The sequence below is a fragment of the Bifidobacterium asteroides genome (genome assembly GCF_009683175.1).
GTDB classification, from domain to species: domain Bacteria; phylum Actinomycetota; class Actinomycetes; order Actinomycetales; family Bifidobacteriaceae; genus Bombiscardovia; species Bombiscardovia asteroides_H.
In genome coordinates this window covers 389,774-406,325 of the sequence record NZ_WKKW01000001.1, presented here as the reverse complement: position 1 = coordinate 406,325, position 16,552 = coordinate 389,774, and the positions used below count along the sequence as shown (strand labels likewise).

Below are 16,552 nucleotides of genomic sequence, written 5' to 3'. Positions count from 1 at the left end.
GTTCCAAGGCGAGGGAGGAGCGTACATCATGGATTCCATCCGTTTGAGTTCCATCAAGGTCGCACCCCTGCACGGCCAGCAGAAGCCTGGGTTGGGCTACCAGGTCGATGCCGTCCTTTACCTGGATTTGAGTGAGGCAGGCAGGCTCAACGACGGCACCCAGACCGTGGACTATGTGCAGATTGTCCGTCGGATCGTCAACCTGATCCAGAACGAGCCGGCTGATGAGATTCTGGAATCCCTGACTGCCAAGGTGGCTGATGCCATCCTGCTCTCCCACCAGATTCGCCGCACACGGGTCACAGTCACCCGTCTGGGTGCTGACCAGGGAACTGGGGTCGATTTTCAGGTGGGCGTCACCCTTGAGCGTGCAGCCGACGATCAGGTGGAAGGCAACCCTGCCAGCATGGAATCCGGGCGGGTTAGCGGCGGCGGGAATGCTTCTTTAGGACATCCCTCCTTCCTGCTGTCTGGTCAGGCTGATTCTGGCCATGCGGCACAGGCCCGGCTGCGTCACCCACTGACCTCCTCCACGCAGAGCGGCCTGTCCTCGGATCCGGATAGTGATAACGAAGCGTCCACTCAGCCGTCTGTTGGAGGAGCCAAGCCACAGGGCTTTCTGATGCGTGATGTGATTGCGCTGGAAGGAGCATCGGGAACCGACCGGTTGACCATGCTCCGTGCTCTGGCAGCCCTGGACGGAATTCCCGGCAGTCAGCTGGTCGGCATCTCGCCCCTATATGCCTACCGGGATGATCAGGGGGATCAGCGTCTATCGGCTGTGGTTATCCTACAGACGCCTCTGAATCTGGAGGAGCTGCGGTCTGCCCTGGACATGGTGGCCGCTCCTATCAGAAAGATGGGCGGGCTGGATGCCGATGTGGTGGAGGTGGAGACCTCGGACGGCTCGATTCTGCCTTCACAAGACCGTCCTCCTCTGCTGACTGCTGATGCTCCATCGCGCATTTTGATTCCCTGGGCCTATTTGGAGCCGGAACACCGCCTGCCTGGTGCTGACGGGTCCTGCCTGGCAAGCCTGGCCAACCGTGCTCTTGACCGCGATCGCATCAGCCTGGTCTCGGAAGACTGGATACTGGACGGTTTGTCATGAGGGCCCGCCGCACACCGCTCGTGCACTATCTGGTTGCCCTGGTCCTTGGGCTGATGGGAGGCGCCGGCATCTCGAAACTGGGCATGTCCACCAGGACGGACCTCATGGGGGTTCCCTGGCTGGTCAGCGTATTGCTCTTCCTGCTGGGGGTGGCCATCCTGATCATGGCCTTCCAGGTGCATCGCTACGCCAAGGGAGACCGTAAGGAGATGGATTTGCGCTTCGCGGTCAATGTGCTGATCATGAGCAAGGCCTTGGGCATCGCTTGTGCGGCTCTGTTGGGCTGGTACGGCAGTCAGGCCCTGATCAGCATGGGTCATGCAGGCGCGCCCTATTACACACGGGTCATGCAGGAGTGCCTGGTCGCCTCCCTGGTCTGTCTGCTCGATGTGGTGGCCGGAGCCGTGGGGGAGTGGCTCTGTCAACTGCCACCGGATGACGGACCTGAGAACCCCGATCGGCGCAAGAAGTCCTCACGAAGACCCATGGCCGATGCGGCCGATACCGCTGATAGGGCGGAGATAAAGGCTGAATCCAATCAGAAGCATGGCTGAACAAGGTTCGAGGCCATAGCTCACAACATTCCGGAAGATGGTCGGCCTGCTGTCGACCAGGCTGTGGACCCTTCGAGCGGGGGAATACGTTGACCCAGTGGACGTTCAGTCCTTGGGCACCCTGATCATGGCCTCCTGAACCATGTAGGCGGCCAGGTCACCCTGGCGGTTGTAGACCTTGGCCATGCACAGGCTGCGGCCGTGGTCGGCTACAGGGGACTCCTGGATGAAGCAGTGCCAGTCACAGGGGTCCAGATCCTGATACCACCACATGGCATGGTCGATGGAGGCGAAGGAGATCCCCGGGGTGGTCATACTCAGCCCGGCACGGCGCAGGGCGGGCTCCATCATGATCTGATCGCATTCCATGGCCAGCAGGGCCCGGCGCATCAGCGGGTCCAGTTCGGCTCTCCCCTGGGTACGGCTCCAAATGGCCTGGCGACTCCTGCTGTCATCCTTGGAATCCCCATGTTCTGCATCATCTGCATCGTCCAGCAGGACCGTGCCGCCGACATGACGCATATCGAAGGGACTCTGATGGGCGTAGTAGTCCGCGAAGGAGGACTTGTCGGCATAGGGTTCCATCAGCTCCCGGGAGCCAGGCAGGTCCTCCGGATCGGGCAGCCCCGTCGGCATGGGGTCGTCATAGCGGACGCCCTCCTGGCCGACCTGCTGGTAGGAGAGCAGGGCGTTCAGGATGGTCCGTTCCCCCTGGTGCAAATCGACCCGTCGGGAGGAGAAGGAACGCCCGTCACGGATGGTCTCCACATCCGCCTGAACATCCTGATCAAGCAGTCCAGTGCGCAGGTAATAGGCGTGCATCGAGTGGGGCAGTCGGCCTTCGGGCACGGTCCGCCCGCCGGCCATGATGGCCTGGCCCAACATCTGGCCCCCGTAGAGGCGGCCGGTGGGGAAGTCCAGCGATTTGCCCAGGAAACGGGAACGGCCATCGGCAGACTGCTGCTCCAGCAGGTTCAGCCCGGCGATGGCCTGGGCCAGTGATTCATCCTCGACGCTCATGCTTCTCCTTGGCCCTCGATCCCTTGTGATTTGCTCCGCTCAGCGGGTCAGCTTGCGGTGGATACGGTGGGGCCTGGAGGCCTCCTCGCCCAGACGCTTGACCTTGTTCTCCTGGTAGGCCTGGAAGTTGCCTTCGAACCAATACCAGGAAGCCGGATTCTCGTCCGTGCCCTCCCAGGCCAGGATATGGGTGGCGATACGGTCCAGGAACCAGCGGTCGTGGGAGATGACCACAGCGCAGCCGGGGAAGGCCAGCAGAGCATTCTCCAGACTTTCCAGTGTCTCCACGTCAAGATCGTTGGTGGGCTCGTCCAGGAGGAGCAGGTTGCCGCCCTGCTTGAGGGTGAGTGCCAGGTTCAGCCTGTTGCGCTCGCCGCCCGACAGGACGCCGGCCGGTTTCTGCTGATCCGAGCCCTTGAAGCCGAAGGAGGCTACGTAGGCGCGGGTGGGCACCTCGACGCCGCCGACCTCGATGAAGTCCAGCCCCCCGGAGACCACCTCCCAGAGGTTCTTGTTGGGGTCGATGCCCTCGCGGTTCTGATCCACGTAGGAGATCTTGACCGTGTCGCCGACCTCCAAGGTGCCGGATGTCAGTGGCTCCAGGCCCACGATGGTCTTGAAGAGCGTGGACTTGCCCACGCCATTGGGGCCTATGACGCCCACAATGCCGTTTCGAGGCAGGGTGAAGCTCAGATCGTCGATCAGGACGCGGTCGCCAAAGGCCTTGTGGATGTGCTCGGCCTCCAGCACCTTGGAGCCCAGGCGGGGCCCCGGCGGAATCTGAATCTCCGAGAAGTCCAGCTTCTTGTTGTTCCGGGCCTCATTCTCCATCTGCTCGTAGCGTTCCAGACGAGCCTTGTTCTTGGCTTGCCGGGCCTTGGGGGAGGAGCGGACCCATTCAAGTTCGTTGTTGAGACGCTTGGCCAGTTTGGCATCCTTCTGCCCCTGGACCTCAAGACGCTTGGCCTTGGTCTCCAAGTATGTGGAGTAGTTGCCCTGGTAGGGGTAGAGGTGGCCACGGTCCACCTCGCAGATCCACTCGGCCACATTGTCCAGGAAGTACCGGTCGTGGGTCACGGCCAGGACGGCGCCCTTGTAGGTGTGCAGGTACTGCTCCAGCCAGAGGATGGACTCAGCATCCAGGTGGTTGGTGGGCTCGTCCAGCAGCAGCAGATCGGGGGCCTCAAGCAAAAGCCGGCATAGAGCCACCCGGCGGCGCTCACCTCCCGAGATGACCGAAACCGGGGTGTCCGGGTCGGGGCACTGCAGGGCATCCATGGCCTGGTCCAGCTGGGAGTCAAGGTCCCAGCCGTTGGCGGCATCGATCTGCTCCTGAAGCTGGCCCATCTCGGTCATGAGAGCGTCGTAATCAGCGTTGGGATCGGCCATCTGCTCGCCGATCTGGTTGAAGCGATCCACCTTGCTCATGATGTCGCCGAAGGCCATGCGAATGTTCTCACCAACGGTCTTGTCCTCGTCCAGCGGTGGCTCCTGCTGGAGGATGCCTACCGTATAGCCGGGGGTGAGCTGTGCCTCGCCGTTGCTGACCGTGTCCAGGCCGGCCATGATCCGCAGCAGGGTGGATTTGCCCATGCCGTTGGGGCCCACCACGCCGATCTTGGCGCCGGGCAGGAAACTCAGGGTCACATCGTCCAGGATGACGCGGTCGCCGAAGGACTTGCGCGCCTTGATCATCTGATAAATGAATTCGGCCAAGAAGCTACCTCACAGAACCATAGAAAGACAGTGCAAACTGCATTCATCGTAGTGGGAACTTCTGACTTATGCGCCGGGCTGATAAGCAAGCCGAGGCAGGCGGATGGCCGCCTATAAACAAGACCTATGGCCAGACCCTGGTCCTGCCGCCTTGGTCGGGGTAGCCTTGAGTCGGCGTTCCCGCCCGGCATGCGCAGGTCAAGGAACGCCGGACGGGCCTTTGCCGGCTTGGGTGGGTTCCTTCCTATCGCTGTGCGCATGAGGAACGGACCGTCTGTTCTATGGCGGTCGTAAGGGAGTATCAATGACGGTGAAACAGCAACAGGGTCGGATTTCCGCATCTCATCGGTTGCGCTGGAGGCCACTTGACATTGCGGTAGGCGCCGGCCTGGGCGCGGTGTCGGGGTTGATCTACTGGTTGGCCAGCCTGCTGGCCTCGTGGATATTCCCGCTGATGACGGCCCTGCTTCCGGGGATGGCGGCCCTTTTGCATGGGGTCTTCTACTTTCCCTGTACCCTGTCCCTGTTGATACTGCGCAAGCCCGGCGCGGCCGTCTACGTCGGCATCATCAGCGTCCTGGTCGAGATTCTGCCTGGCAACGCCTATAACGTGCCGATGATTTTGGTGGAGGCTATCGTCGAGGCCCTTTGCGCGGAATTGGCTTTCGGAATATTCCGCTATCGCCGCTGGACCCTGGGAACGACCGTTCTGGGGGGCGTCCTGATAGCCTTGGTCTATAACGCTTTTCTCCTGGCCTTCTACTATCAGGGGGTCTCCCTCCTCAGCCCGAGGGGGATTATCGGCACCGTCTGCGAACTGATCAGCGGAGTGGTCCTGGCTGGTCTGACCAGCTGGTTCCTCTTCCGGGCCATCGGCAGCACTGGTGCTCTGGATCGGCTTGCATCCGGGCAGGATGTCAGGCAGGTCTGAATATCGGCATCCTCGACAAACCGACTGTATTGACCATATGTTTATTGACTCAGTGTTTCTTATACAGCTGTGACAGCCCGTAACGGGCAGGAAGGGTCCTATTATGACCAAGCTTCGTTCCTATCTCGCAGCAGCGGTGCTCCCGCTCATCCTGGTAGCGGGTGCCTGTGGCACCTCACAGGCTTCCCGAGAAGACCGGATTGACCCTCAGGCCGCCATCAGCGTCAACAATGCCGAACCTACTGCCCCCCTAATTCCCTCCAGCACCAACGACACTGCGGGCTGGAAGGTGGTGACCCAGCTCTTCGATGGGTTGGTCACCTTCGATGCCAAAGGCGGGATGACCCTGGTCGAGGCCAAATCGATTACTCCCAATGAGGATGCCAGCCGGTACACGATTGTCCTCAAACCGGGACTCACCTTCAGTGATGGGGAGAAGATCACAGCCAAGACCTATGCGGATTCCTGGTCTTTCGCGGCGAATGCAGCCAATGGGCAGCTGGGTGCCTCGGCTTTTTCGACCATCGCTGGGTACGAGCAGGTGCAGGATGAGCATGGCGACCCCAAGGCTCCTCTGTCTGGTCTTCGGGTGGTTGACGACCTGACCTTGGAGGTGACCATGAGCAAGCCGGATTCCTCCTTCCCCTACAAGGTGGGAGATGTGGCCTTCCTGCCGCTGCCGGCATCCGCCTACAGGGACATCAAGGCCTTCGGCAAGAAACCGATCGGGAACGGGCCCTACCGCTTCAAATCATGGGTGCCTAATCAGGGAATCAAGCTGGAGAAGGATCCCTCATACAAGGGACCACGCAAGGCTCGGAACGGAAGCCTGGAGTTCAGAGACTACCAGAGTCTTGATGCCGCCTATGCCGATGTCCAAGCCGGCCACCTGGACGTGCTCGATACGGTTCCGGTCTCCCGCCTGAAAACCTTCCATACCGATTCGGGCCTGCAGCCTTTGATTAAGCCGGGTCCGGCCTTCCGCTCCCTGACCATCCCGCAGGGTCTGCAGCATTTCCAGGGGCAGGAAGGCGCCCTTCGCCGGGCGTCCCTGTCATATGCCCTGGATCGCGCGAAAATAGCGGACAAGGTCTTCGCTGGCTCAGTTACGCCGGCCACTGATTTCCTTGCCCCGACCATCAGGGGGAATGCCTCCGACATCAAAGGCCGGGAGGTGCTGGACCACGATCCGGACCTGGCCCGCAAACTCTGGAAGAAGGCTGACGCCATCGCTCCCTGGGAGGGCACGCTTCGCATCGCTTACAGCGCCGACGGGACCGACAAGGACTGGGTTGATGCGGTTCTGCATGAGTACGCCCAGGTTCTGGGCATCAAGACGGCACCGAATATCTTCCCGACGGGTAAGGAATTCAATACGGCGGTTCATAACCGTCAGGTCAACAGTATCTTCAATTCGGGCATCACCTCGGACTATCCCCACCCCGAAGGCTACCTGGTTCAGGGATATGCCTCCAGCCAGGCCGATGGCAAGGGGCTAAATAACGGGGACTACAAGAGCGCGGAATATGATGCCATCCTTACCCGGGCCGCCTCCAAGACCGACCAGGACGAAGCCATGCAGGATTACCGCCAGGCCGAGTCCGTCCTCTTCAAGGATCTGCCGGTGCTGCCGCTCTGGTATAGGAAGGTCTCGGCAGTGGCCGGCAAGCAGGTTCGCCAGGCTCCTTTCGGATACATGGGTCTGCCTGTCTACAATCAGGTCACCAAGTAGGTCCGACGACCCGGACCTGGCTGATGACGAGTCGTTTTGATACCATGACTCTGGCCGATATGTTCGGCGCGGGGCCTTAGCTCAGTCGGTTAGAGCAAACGACTCATAATCGTTCGGTCCAGGGTTCAAGCCCCTGAGGCCCCACCAAACGAAACCCCTACAGGCACAAAGCCTGCGGGGGTTTTCTCATGCTTACGGGGATGGGGTTCGAGCTCAAAATGTATACTAAATGTATACTATGTTGCACGGGAAAACCGGTACGGTCGGGCGGGCATAGAAAAAGCCCCGCCGGAGTGGGGTTCATATTTTGCCTTACACGAACAGGTCCCAGATGCTGAACGTCGTCTTCCGGTAGATCTTGTTGTAGGCGGCTTTCCCGGGGTTCCGTATCCACCCCATGCCCTTCCTCCCGTATCCGGGGATGAGGGCCTTTCTCGCCTGCCGCTTCCACTTGCCCGTGGTTCGCGCCTTGAATGAGCGTCTGGGGCTTGGGGTGCGCATGCCGATCTTCATGGCTACTTTCCCATATGGGACTGCAAGTACTCGGAAAGGCTATCAAAGAAGGTCGTGAGGTTCTTCGCATTCTTGGAACCCTGCCATACGGTGTTGCCACCAATCTTCGCCGCCACAGTGACGTTGACTTTCGCTCCGTCTCCGCTGGGGGAGACGACTGCTGTCATCTTCTCGCCCCATGTGGTCATGCTGATGCCGGTGTTGAAAGTGCAGGTGCAGGACAGGTCGTCGGCGTGCTTAAGGGCGAAGCGTCTTGACTTTTCTAGCATCCCTTTCATCCCGTTGTACACAGTGCTGACCGGGAGATTGTAATAACGCTCCTGCGCATCCTGATTTCCGCCGAATAGTCCCATTTCATTCGTCCTCTCCTTGCGTCTTCAGTGATTATCAGCAGATTATCAGGAGCGGCCGAATTGCATAGTTCTCTGGATGTTTCCTGAATTGTTCAGGTGTAGCGAACACAAGGTGTGACTAGACTGCGAATACGACGATCCGTGCCATATTTGGCAATCGTTTGACGGTAGCCAGCAGAAGGCTTCTCAAAGATTGTTTGAGGGCTAGAGGTCTCAATAATACCAGTTGATGTATCGTTTTGTCATCACCTGCGGGTCGGGTGCAGTGGGGCATGTCACCGACAAGAGCCGCCTCGCAGACGGCATGACTTAGGAGCCAGATCTCGGTGCACTACCGCAGACCCAACAAAAAGCGAATTGCCACTCAGGCATATACGGACCAAATTGACACTTATTGTGTCCCGTCGTATCTTTAAAGCGTTCGCACAGATGCTCGAGTGAAGCCCAGAGAAGGGCTCTACAGGACATAAAAAAGGGAAGCCACTCACGGCCTCATAATCGTTCGGTCCAGGGTTCAAGCCCCTGAGGTCCCACACAAGCAAGCCCCGGAACCTTGAAAGTTCCGGGGCTTTATTAGTGGATTGAATTAAGAGCTCAAGGTTTTTGCCTGAACACTGGTTCACGTCTTCAATGACTGCCAGTGCAATAGCGAGGGTTTTGTGCCCCGAACTTTCTTGATAGTCTTAGTAGAAGGACAGCCCCGGCTATTGTCGGGGCCATCCTCTCGCCGCCTAGCTCTAGCATCCATGATTCACCGATGCAATATGTATGGCTTCACATGTAAGCCGGGGGAAAAGAGCTAGGCGCGTTTTTTATGTCGGATCACAGGACACCTTCGGTGTATATCCACTTTTCGGTGCCCCAAGCGTGCATACGTAGACAGCCATAAGATCTGCGCATGTCGCAATAATCCGGAAGCGTTTCCGCAGAAGCGCTAAGTATGAGAATTTATCAGGGAAAAGAATACGGGACGAGCTCGAGTCGGAGCCGTCGGCATATGCCGGGAAACTATACGCATGTACATCTCCTCTGGAGCTGAAAATAGTTCAACCCCTGTAGGTCCATCGTGTATACGTCCCCCGTATATCTGTTTTCAATCATACACCCTGGAGGGGGTGTGTCAAAGCTGAGCAGGGCGAGCCTAGGTGCTCTGATCAGGGCCTACAGCGGCATTGCGTATCGTATGCAAATAGCGGTAGACGCTGGGGGAGGAGATCCCTAGAGCCCGGGCAACCGTGTCCACTGAGCCCTTGACCAGAAAGACCCCTGACCCGTCCAGTCGCGAAATAAGCTGCATTCGCTCCTGCCGGTTCATCCTTGCCGGAGAAATACCGAGCTCTGTGGCGAACTTGGCGATATTATGCGTAACCACTTCGTCTGCGTTGACGGAGAGGACTTCACGGGTCGATTGGTCGGTCCCGGTCTCGACATCTGATTCTTCCGGGGCGGTCGCATCGTCGTTCAGCTCCGCAATAGGATCGGACAGTCCCAGAGCATCCAGATAAGCACTGGCCCGCCTGAGCTCTTGGCTGGCCTGTCGGAAGGCGGAATTGTCAAAATTGATGCAGAGAAAGCCGATCACCCGAGCCTCGAGTTTCGCACGAACAAAGTAGAGGAGACCATAGGGTGTCCATGGACGGTGTAGCTCGTGTAATGGGTCAGATAGTTGTGCTGGTCGTATTCGTGGTTCTGCCAGATGTGCCGGACCAGGTCGGTGGCTGGGCTGCCTATGGTTCGCCCGCTCAAATTGCCGTTGGCGATGGCAACCACCGAATGTGAGAAATCCCTGACGTTCTGAAGCACCACTTCCGTCTTAGGTCCGAGGATTTTACCCAGGAAGTCCACTAGCGGGACGAAAAGCTGCAGAGAAGATGAAACGGGCTTTGATGCACTCATTTTGTCACCCCATCCTCTGACTAAGGCCAGATAGTACCATCGCTGCTTTCGTATTGGACGCAGACACTCGGACGGAGCCCACGGCTGTAGACTGGCGGAAGGTCGCTGCGAGCGCATCTGCACGGGATGAGAGGTTGACTATGACATACGATTTCACCAGCATCATGGATAGGCACGGTAAGGACGCAATCGCGGTTGACGGCCTGGGCGCCGAGCCTGGATTCGCCCCCGACCCTCCCAAAGAGGGCTTCGATGTCATCCCCATGTGGGTGGCCGATATGAATTTCCCCACGGTGCCGACCATACCCGAGGCCATCATCGAGCGTGCCAAGCATCCGGCCTTCGGCTATTTCAATCCCACTGACGAGTACTACGATGCCATCATCAACTGGCAGCGCACCCGCAATGGTGTGGAGGGCCTGACGGCCGGGGACATCGGCTATGAGAACGGGGTCCTGGGCGGGGTTGTCTCGACTTTGACTGCCTTTGCCGCTCCCGGCGATGCGGTATTGCTCCACAGCCCTACCTATGTCGGCTTCACGTCCTGCATCGAGAACAACGGCTACCACATCGTGCACAGCCCCTTGAAGAAGGACGATAAGGGCGTCTGGCGGATGGACTTCGAGGATATGGACCGCAAGCTCAAGGAGAACAACATCCATGTGGCGGTCTTCTGCAGTCCGCACAACCCCTGCGGCCGCGTCTGGGAGAAGTGGGAGATCGAGAAGGCCATGGAGGTATATAAGGAGAACGACTGCGTGGTCATCTCCGACGAGATCTGGTCGGATCTGATCCTGTCGGGCCACAAGCACATCCCCACCCAGTCGGTCAGTGAGGATGCCCGCAACAGGACGGCTGCCTTCTATGCACCCAGCAAGACCTTCAACCTGGCCGGGCTGGTCGGCTCCTACCACATCATCTACAACAAGTATCTGCGTGACAGGATTGTGGCCAAGGGGTCCAAGGCCCACTACAACGACATGAACGTGCTGTCCATGCATGCCCTGATCGGGGCCTACAAGCCCCAGGGACAGGAGTGGGTGGATGAACTCCGGCAGGTTTTGACCGGGAATGTGGACTACGCCTACGATTACATCCGGCAGCATTTCGAGGGAGTCGAGCTTTCCAAGCCTCAGGGCACCTACATGCTCTTCCTTGATTGCACGCAGTGGTGCAAGAACCATGATCTCAACCTGGACCAGCTGCTCAAGCGTGCCTGGGATGTGGGTGTGGCCGTCCAGGACGGGCGGCAGTTCAAGGCTCCCTGCGCCATCCGCATGAACCTGGCTCTGCCTTTGAGCCGTGTCCAGGAGGCCATGGACCGTCTGGACAAGTACGTCTTCAACGCCTGAATGATCCCTGAACGATCGTGGACCCTCGCTGTCGGACAGAGCCGATCGGCGAGGGTCCATCATATGCGGGCGAATCCTTGCTAAAAACTCACTGGAACTGCATGCCGCCGTCCACAATCAGGGTCTGGCCGGTGATGTAGTCAGAGTCGTGCCCAGCCAGGAAGGCTACGGCATTGGCCACATCCTCGGGCTCGGAAAGCCGCCCCAGGGCGATGCCGTCTGAGAAGGTGGACATGCCCCACTCGTCATCCTTGCCGGCGTTGGCCCCGACCTGATGTGCGATGTCCATCATCATGGGCGTCTTGACGATGCCGGGGGCGTAGGCGTTGGCGGTGATGCCCTCCTTGGCCAGATCGCGTGCAGCCACCTGGGTCAGGCCGCGGATGGCGAACTTGGTGGAGGAATAGAGCATCAAATTGGGATTGCCCACCACCCCTGCCTGGCTGGCGGCGTTGATGATCTTGCCCCCGTGGCCTCGATCACGGAAGGCCTGGACGGCGGCCTGCATGCCCCAGATGGTTCCTGCCACGTTGACGTGGTAGACCTTGTCGAACAGCTCCGGGGTGATGGAATCGATGGGGGTGGTCGGTCCCAAGCCAGCGTTGTTGACGATTACATTGAAGTCGCCCAGTTTGGTGGCCGTCTTCTCTACCGCCGAGCGCACCTGGACACGATCGGTCACGTCCAGGGTGACAGCCATGGCCCGTCCCTCAGATTGATTGATGGAGTCGGCCACTGCCTGGGCCTTGTCGGTGTTCATGTCCGCCACGGCCACGGCGAACCCGTCCTTGGCCAGACGGCGTGCAATGGCCTCGCCGATTCCCTGAGCCGCCCCTGTAACGAACGCCACTTCCTGCTGCATTGCTGCCCTCCTTTGTCGCCTCGCCGGGCCGGTCGGTCCGACTGTTTGATTCTAAAGGGCGAGCGGTCCGCCACACCGGTTGGCTGATTCGGCGTGTGGCGCAAGGGGGTCGTATTCTCCCCGGGTTGCGCTAGACTATTACGCGGTTGCCGGTTCACGTCCGCCACAGGGGCGGTCGACCCGGGGCCCTTGGATCTAGGAGTAACCATGAAGCAGGGAATTCATCCCGATTATCATCCCGTTGAGGTCACGTGCTCGTGCGGCAATACCTTCATCACCCGTTCGACCGCTCCCGGCGATCATATGACGGTTGATGTCTGCTCGCACTGCCACCCCTTCTACACCGGCAAGCAGAAGATTCTGGACACCGGTGGTCGCGTGGCTCGGTTCGAAGCCCGTTACGGCAAGAGGACCAAGTAGCACTTCCAACGCCAGTCCCTTCCGGGTCGCTCTGCTATGCCCGGTGGGGACTGGCGTTTTTTATGACTTGAACCATGCGGATAAGCGGACGGGAAGGGTGCAGATGAGCGAGGAGCAGTTTCCGGCGGCGGTGGCTGCCGTCGAGGAGTACGGTCGCCTGGAAAAGCAGATGAGTCAACCCGAAACGGCTTCAGATCCGGCGCAGATCCGCAAGTTGGGTCGCAGACATGCTGAGCTCGCTCCCATTGTTGAAGCCTATAAGGCCTACCAGAGCGCCTTGGAAGACAGCCAGGCGGCCGAGCAGATGGCACGGGAGGATCCTGACTTCGCGCAAGAGGCCAAGGCCATGGCTGACCGGATACCGGACCTGGAGCAGACCCTGCGCACCGCTCTTATTCCGCGCGACCCCGATGACGGCCGCGACACGATCATGGAAATCAAGGCCGGCAGCGGCGGCGAGGAGGCGGCCCTCTTCGCCGGCGATCTGATGCGCATGTACGTGCGGTATGCCGAAAAGCGTGGCTGGACCACCGAAATCATGAGTGAGAACCGTACTCAGCTGGGCGGGGTCAAGGATGCCCAGCTGGCCATTCGCGCTCGCGGCCAGGTGGCTCCTGCCGACGGCGTCTGGGCTTCACTCAAGTACGAGGGCGGCGTCCATCGGGTCCAGCGTATTCCCGTCACCGAGTCCCAGGGCCGCATTCAGACTTCAGCCGCCGGAGTCATCGTCTTTCCTGAGGCCGACGAGGACGACGACGAGATCGAGATCGACCCCAAGGACCTCAAGGTTGACATCTTCATGAGTTCCGGCCCGGGAGGACAGTCCGTCAATACCACCTACTCGGCTGTGCGCATGACCCACATTCCCACCGGCATCGTGGTCTCCATGCAGGATGAGAAATCCCAGATACAGAATCGCCAGGCTGCCCTGCGGGTGCTCAAGTCCCGTCTGCTGGCCATGAAGCACGAGGAGGAGGCCGCCCAGGCCGCCGACATGCGCCATTCCCAGGTCCGTTCCCTGGATCGGTCCGAGCGTATCAGGACCTACAACTTCCCGGAGAGCCGGATCGTGGACCACCGAACCGGCTACAAGGCCTACAACCTGGAACAGGTGCTGGACGGCGACCTGCAGGCCGTTATCGACTCCGATATTCAGGCCGATGAGGCCCGCAGAATGGCATCACAGGGGTGAATCAGCAGGAGCATGGGACCAGTATGGCTGAGCTGGTCGATAGGGGCCATCGCCTGCTGGCCCAGGCCGGTGTGCCTACGCCGCTCAATGATGCCAGGCTGCTGCTGGCCGATGCCCTTGGATGCGATCTTCATCAGCTGGATCAGGCCCTGCTCTTGGACCGGACAGCTGAGGAACTGCTGACGAATGAAGCTGGTCGCAGACAGGCTGATGGTTTTCAGTCGGCGGCCCTGGACCGTTATCGGTCCCATCTGCAACGGCGGGCCGGACGCGAACCCCTGCAGTACATTCTTGGCCATGCCTACTTCCGTTATTTGGATCTCCGCCTGGGACAGGGGGTCTTTATTCCCCGTCCTGAGACCGAAACGGTGGTCCAGGCGGGAGTGGATGCCTTGACCAGGGTGGATCATCCACTGGCAGTGGATCTGTGCTCGGGCAGTGGGGCCATCGGCCTGTCCCTGGCCACAGAGGTTCCAGGAGCGCGGGTCCGGGCCGTGGAGGTCGACAAGGAGGCATATCGGTGGGGCGCGTTGAACGCCGCCGCTCAGGAGGCCGCCATCCGGGAGGTTGGATCCGATTATCGGCTGATGCTGGCCGATGCCGCAAATGCCGCCACCCTGTCTGATCTGGATGGCCGGGTGGATCTGGTCATCAGCAACCCTCCCTACGTCCCCATGGATGCGATTCCCAGCCAGCCTGAGGTGCGTGACTGGGATCCGGACCTGGCCCTCTATGGCGGTTCGCCTGACGGGTGTCTCTTGCCCTGCCGCATTCTGGACAGGGCCATGGTGCTGCTGGCTCCCGGCGGTCTGCTGGTCATGGAACATGATGCCTCCCAGGGGCCGGCCATGGTCGCTGCTGCACAGGCCCGGGGGTACCTTGAGGCACGCACCCATCAGGACCTGACTGGTCGAGACCGTTACCTGACAGCCCGGCGGCCAGTCTTCGCGTCCTAGCGGCCTGCCATGGTCCTGGGATAGATTAGTAGCTGGTCACATGAACATTTTGAGCCGAAAGGTCGTGATGCAGGGTATGAGCCAGGTGATGACCTATGACAGTCGGTCGCCGCAGTTGCTGGCCCAGGTGGTGGCCGCCGGTGGGCTGGCGGTCATTCCTACCGACACGGTCTATGGCATCGTCTGTGATCCATGCAACGACGAGGCCATCGATAGGCTCTTCCAGGCCAAGCACCGTCCCAGGACCAAGTCCATCCAGGTGCTGCTGGATGGGGCCGAGGCCATGAAGCGGCTGTATCTTAGCCTGCCTGCTCCTCTTGATCGCCTGGCCGACGCCCTGTTGCCGGGGCCTTTTTCACCTATTGCCCTTGTAGGGCAGTCCTGTCCTCTGCGTACCCCTCGGCTGGAGCCCGATGGTCCTACCCAGGCCGTCAGAGTGCCTGACTCGCCCATCTGTCGTGCACTCCTGCAGGTGACCGGGCCTTTGGCCGCTTCCAGTGCCAACCGATCGGGTAATCCCAGCGTGGAGACCGTCCAGCAGGCCAGAGCCGAGCTAGGTGATAGCGTCGACCTTTACCTGGACGGGGGACCGACTCCTGGTTCAGTAGCCAGCACGGTGGTGGCAGCCGACAGGACCGATCCTGATGGGATACACGTGCTGCGACAGGGTGTAATCGGCGAGGCCCGGGTCCGTGCCCTGCTGTCGGGCCGCTCCAGCGGAGGGGAGGGTCAGTGAGGGTATACCTGTTCATCGCTGCCATCGCTGGCGGGGCCACCTGGCTGGTCATGCCCATGGTCCGACATCTCGCCATCCGGGTTGGTGCCGTAGGTGTGGTCCGCGCTCGCGACGTGCATAAGGTGCCCACCCCTCGGATGGGCGGCCTGGGCATGCTGATCGGCTTTGCCGTGGCCATGTGCTTCGCCTCCCGCATTCCTTTTATTACAGGCCTCTTCCAGTCCGGCCATCAGGCCTGGGTCATCCTGGCCGGGGCAGTCGCCATCTGTCTGCTGGGCATAGCGGACGACCTTTGGGACCTGGATTGGATGCTCAAACTGGCCGGCCAGCTGTTGATTTCGGTCTTCGTCTCCTGGGGTGGTATCCAGATCATCTCCCTCCCACTGGGATCCTTGGTGGCGGCCTCGCCCAGCCTGTCCATGGCCATCACAGCGTTTTTGATCGTGGCCTCCATCAATGCGGTCAACTTTGTGGACGGACTGGACGGCCTGGCTGCAGGGATCGTGGCCATCGGGGGCATCGCCTTCGCCATCTATTCCTATATCATTGCCCGCATCTCACCCGACTACGCCTCACTGGCCACCCTGATCGACGTGGCCATGGTGGGCATTTGCGTGGGATTCCTCCTGCACAACTGGCATCCGGCCAAGCTCTTCATGGGCGACTCAGGGTCCATGCTGCTGGGATACCTGATTACTTGCGCATCCATTGTGGTCACCGGCCGCTTGGATCCGGCCACCATTCATGCCAGTATCTATCTGCCGGCCTTCATGCCCATTCTTCTGCCCATCCTGGTGCTTTTCCTGCCTGTTCTGGACATGTGCCTGGCCATCGTCCGAAGGCTCAGCCACGGGCAATCCCCCATGCACCCCGACCGCATGCACCTGCACCACCGTATGCTGCGCATCGGCCACACGGTTCGTTCCGCTGTCCTTATTCTCTGGGGCTGGGCCGCCTTGATCGCCTTCGGTTCGCTCTTTATCCTTTTCTTCCGCCTGCGATATGTCCTGATTGGTCTGGCCTTGGCCGCCATACTGCTGACCTTCGCCACCCTCTACCCTTACTACCGTCGTCGACTTCCCGAAATCAGGCGCGAGAACGCCCTTCTCGCCGCACAAGGCTCACAGCATGCGGCCAGACCGCCCTGGCATCGCAAGGGCCGCCATGATAAAGATGGGGTCGACTGATTCACCAGATGAAATGGTACG

At 60.1% G+C, this 16,552-nt stretch carries 17 protein-coding genes and 1 tRNA gene; 11 read left to right on the top strand and 7 right to left on the bottom strand.

Going from position 1 to position 16,552, the window contains the following annotated elements:
- Positions 1-28 precede the first annotated feature (28 nt).
- The gene (locus tag GKC41_RS01795) at positions 29-1,111 is read left to right on the top strand and encodes a dihydroneopterin aldolase (RefSeq protein ID WP_195760116.1); all 1,083 of its coding nucleotides are present in this window, start codon (positions 29-31) and stop codon (positions 1,109-1,111) included.
- Positions 1,112-1,131: 20 nt separating this feature from the next.
- Positions 1,132-1,665, top strand: a complete 534-nt coding sequence (locus GKC41_RS01790) for a DUF3180 domain-containing protein (RefSeq protein WP_324612002.1) — start codon at positions 1,132-1,134, stop codon at positions 1,663-1,665.
- 105 nt (positions 1,666-1,770) lie between these two features.
- On the opposite strand, the gene GKC41_RS01785 is transcribed toward GKC41_RS01790, so the two are convergent.
- Both GKC41_RS01785 and ettA read right to left on the bottom strand, forming a co-directional pair.
- On the bottom strand, positions 1,771-2,685 hold the full coding sequence (locus GKC41_RS01785) for an acyl-CoA thioesterase (RefSeq protein WP_154312712.1): 915 nt from the start codon (positions 2,683-2,685) through the stop codon (positions 1,771-1,773).
- A 39-nt stretch (positions 2,686-2,724) separates the two neighbouring features.
- A complete protein-coding gene (ettA, locus tag GKC41_RS01780; protein WP_024626701.1) occupies positions 2,725-4,401 on the bottom strand; it encodes an energy-dependent translational throttle protein EttA in 1,677 nt (558 codons plus the stop codon).
- Positions 4,402-4,705: 304 nt separating this feature from the next.
- Here ettA and GKC41_RS01775 point away from each other — a divergent pair, with 304 nt between their 5' ends.
- From GKC41_RS01775 to GKC41_RS01765, 3 genes are all read left to right on the top strand, one after another.
- A complete protein-coding gene (locus GKC41_RS01775) occupies positions 4,706-5,332 on the top strand; it encodes an ECF transporter S component (protein ID WP_154312711.1) in 627 nt (208 codons plus the stop codon).
- A 103-nt stretch (positions 5,333-5,435) separates the two neighbouring features.
- Positions 5,436-7,064: a peptide ABC transporter substrate-binding protein gene (locus GKC41_RS01770; RefSeq protein WP_154312710.1), complete on the top strand. Its 1,629-nt coding sequence runs from the start codon at positions 5,436-5,438 to the stop codon at positions 7,062-7,064.
- 70 nt (positions 7,065-7,134) lie between these two features.
- Positions 7,135-7,211, top strand: a tRNA-Ile gene (locus GKC41_RS01765).
- A gap of 165 nt (positions 7,212-7,376) precedes the next feature.
- On the opposite strand, the gene GKC41_RS01760 is transcribed toward GKC41_RS01765, so the two are convergent.
- From GKC41_RS01760 to GKC41_RS01745, 4 genes are all read right to left on the bottom strand, one after another.
- Positions 7,377-7,577 (bottom strand): hypothetical protein, encoded by a 201-nt coding sequence (locus tag GKC41_RS01760; RefSeq protein ID WP_154312709.1) that lies wholly within the window; start codon positions 7,575-7,577, stop codon positions 7,377-7,379.
- Positions 7,578-7,579: 2 nt separating this feature from the next.
- Positions 7,580-7,930, bottom strand: a complete 351-nt coding sequence (locus GKC41_RS01755) for a hypothetical protein (protein WP_154312708.1) — start codon at positions 7,928-7,930, stop codon at positions 7,580-7,582.
- A 1,141-nt stretch (positions 7,931-9,071) separates the two neighbouring features.
- Entirely contained in the window at positions 9,072-9,512 is a 441-nt protein-coding gene (locus GKC41_RS08940; RefSeq protein ID WP_195760115.1) for a helix-turn-helix domain-containing protein, read from the bottom strand.
- Positions 9,509-9,826 (bottom strand): PAS domain-containing protein, encoded by a 318-nt coding sequence (locus GKC41_RS01745; RefSeq protein WP_195760114.1) that lies wholly within the window; start codon positions 9,824-9,826, stop codon positions 9,509-9,511. Before GKC41_RS01745 ends, GKC41_RS08940 begins: the two co-directional genes overlap by 4 nt.
- 140 nt (positions 9,827-9,966) lie before the next feature.
- On the opposite strand from GKC41_RS01745, the gene GKC41_RS01740 reads away from it, so the two are divergent.
- The gene (locus tag GKC41_RS01740) at positions 9,967-11,178 is read left to right on the top strand and encodes a MalY/PatB family protein (protein WP_154312705.1); all 1,212 of its coding nucleotides are present in this window, start codon (positions 9,967-9,969) and stop codon (positions 11,176-11,178) included.
- A gap of 88 nt (positions 11,179-11,266) precedes the next feature.
- On the opposite strand, the gene GKC41_RS01735 is transcribed toward GKC41_RS01740, so the two are convergent.
- Positions 11,267-12,040, bottom strand: coding sequence for a (S)-acetoin forming diacetyl reductase (locus GKC41_RS01735; protein ID WP_154312704.1), 774 nt, complete (start codon positions 12,038-12,040; stop codon positions 11,267-11,269).
- A gap of 207 nt (positions 12,041-12,247) precedes the next feature.
- Between GKC41_RS01735 and rpmE the strand changes: the two genes are divergently transcribed.
- From rpmE to GKC41_RS01710, 5 genes are all read left to right on the top strand, one after another.
- Positions 12,248-12,460: a 50S ribosomal protein L31 gene (gene rpmE, locus GKC41_RS01730; protein WP_015022244.1), complete on the top strand. Its 213-nt coding sequence runs from the start codon at positions 12,248-12,250 to the stop codon at positions 12,458-12,460.
- Between the two features lie 103 nt (positions 12,461-12,563).
- On the top strand, positions 12,564-13,652 hold the full coding sequence (prfA, locus tag GKC41_RS01725; RefSeq protein ID WP_101432704.1) for a peptide chain release factor 1: 1,089 nt from the start codon (positions 12,564-12,566) through the stop codon (positions 13,650-13,652).
- Positions 13,653-13,675: 23 nt separating this feature from the next.
- On the top strand, positions 13,676-14,608 hold the full coding sequence (gene prmC, locus GKC41_RS01720; protein ID WP_154312703.1) for a peptide chain release factor N(5)-glutamine methyltransferase: 933 nt from the start codon (positions 13,676-13,678) through the stop codon (positions 14,606-14,608).
- A 76-nt stretch (positions 14,609-14,684) separates the two neighbouring features.
- A complete protein-coding gene (locus tag GKC41_RS01715) occupies positions 14,685-15,344 on the top strand; it encodes an L-threonylcarbamoyladenylate synthase (protein WP_154312702.1) in 660 nt (219 codons plus the stop codon).
- Entirely contained in the window at positions 15,341-16,531 is a 1,191-nt protein-coding gene (locus GKC41_RS01710; RefSeq protein WP_324612001.1) for an MraY family glycosyltransferase, read from the top strand. Before GKC41_RS01715 ends, GKC41_RS01710 begins: the two co-directional genes overlap by 4 nt.
- Positions 16,532-16,552 lie beyond the last annotated feature (21 nt).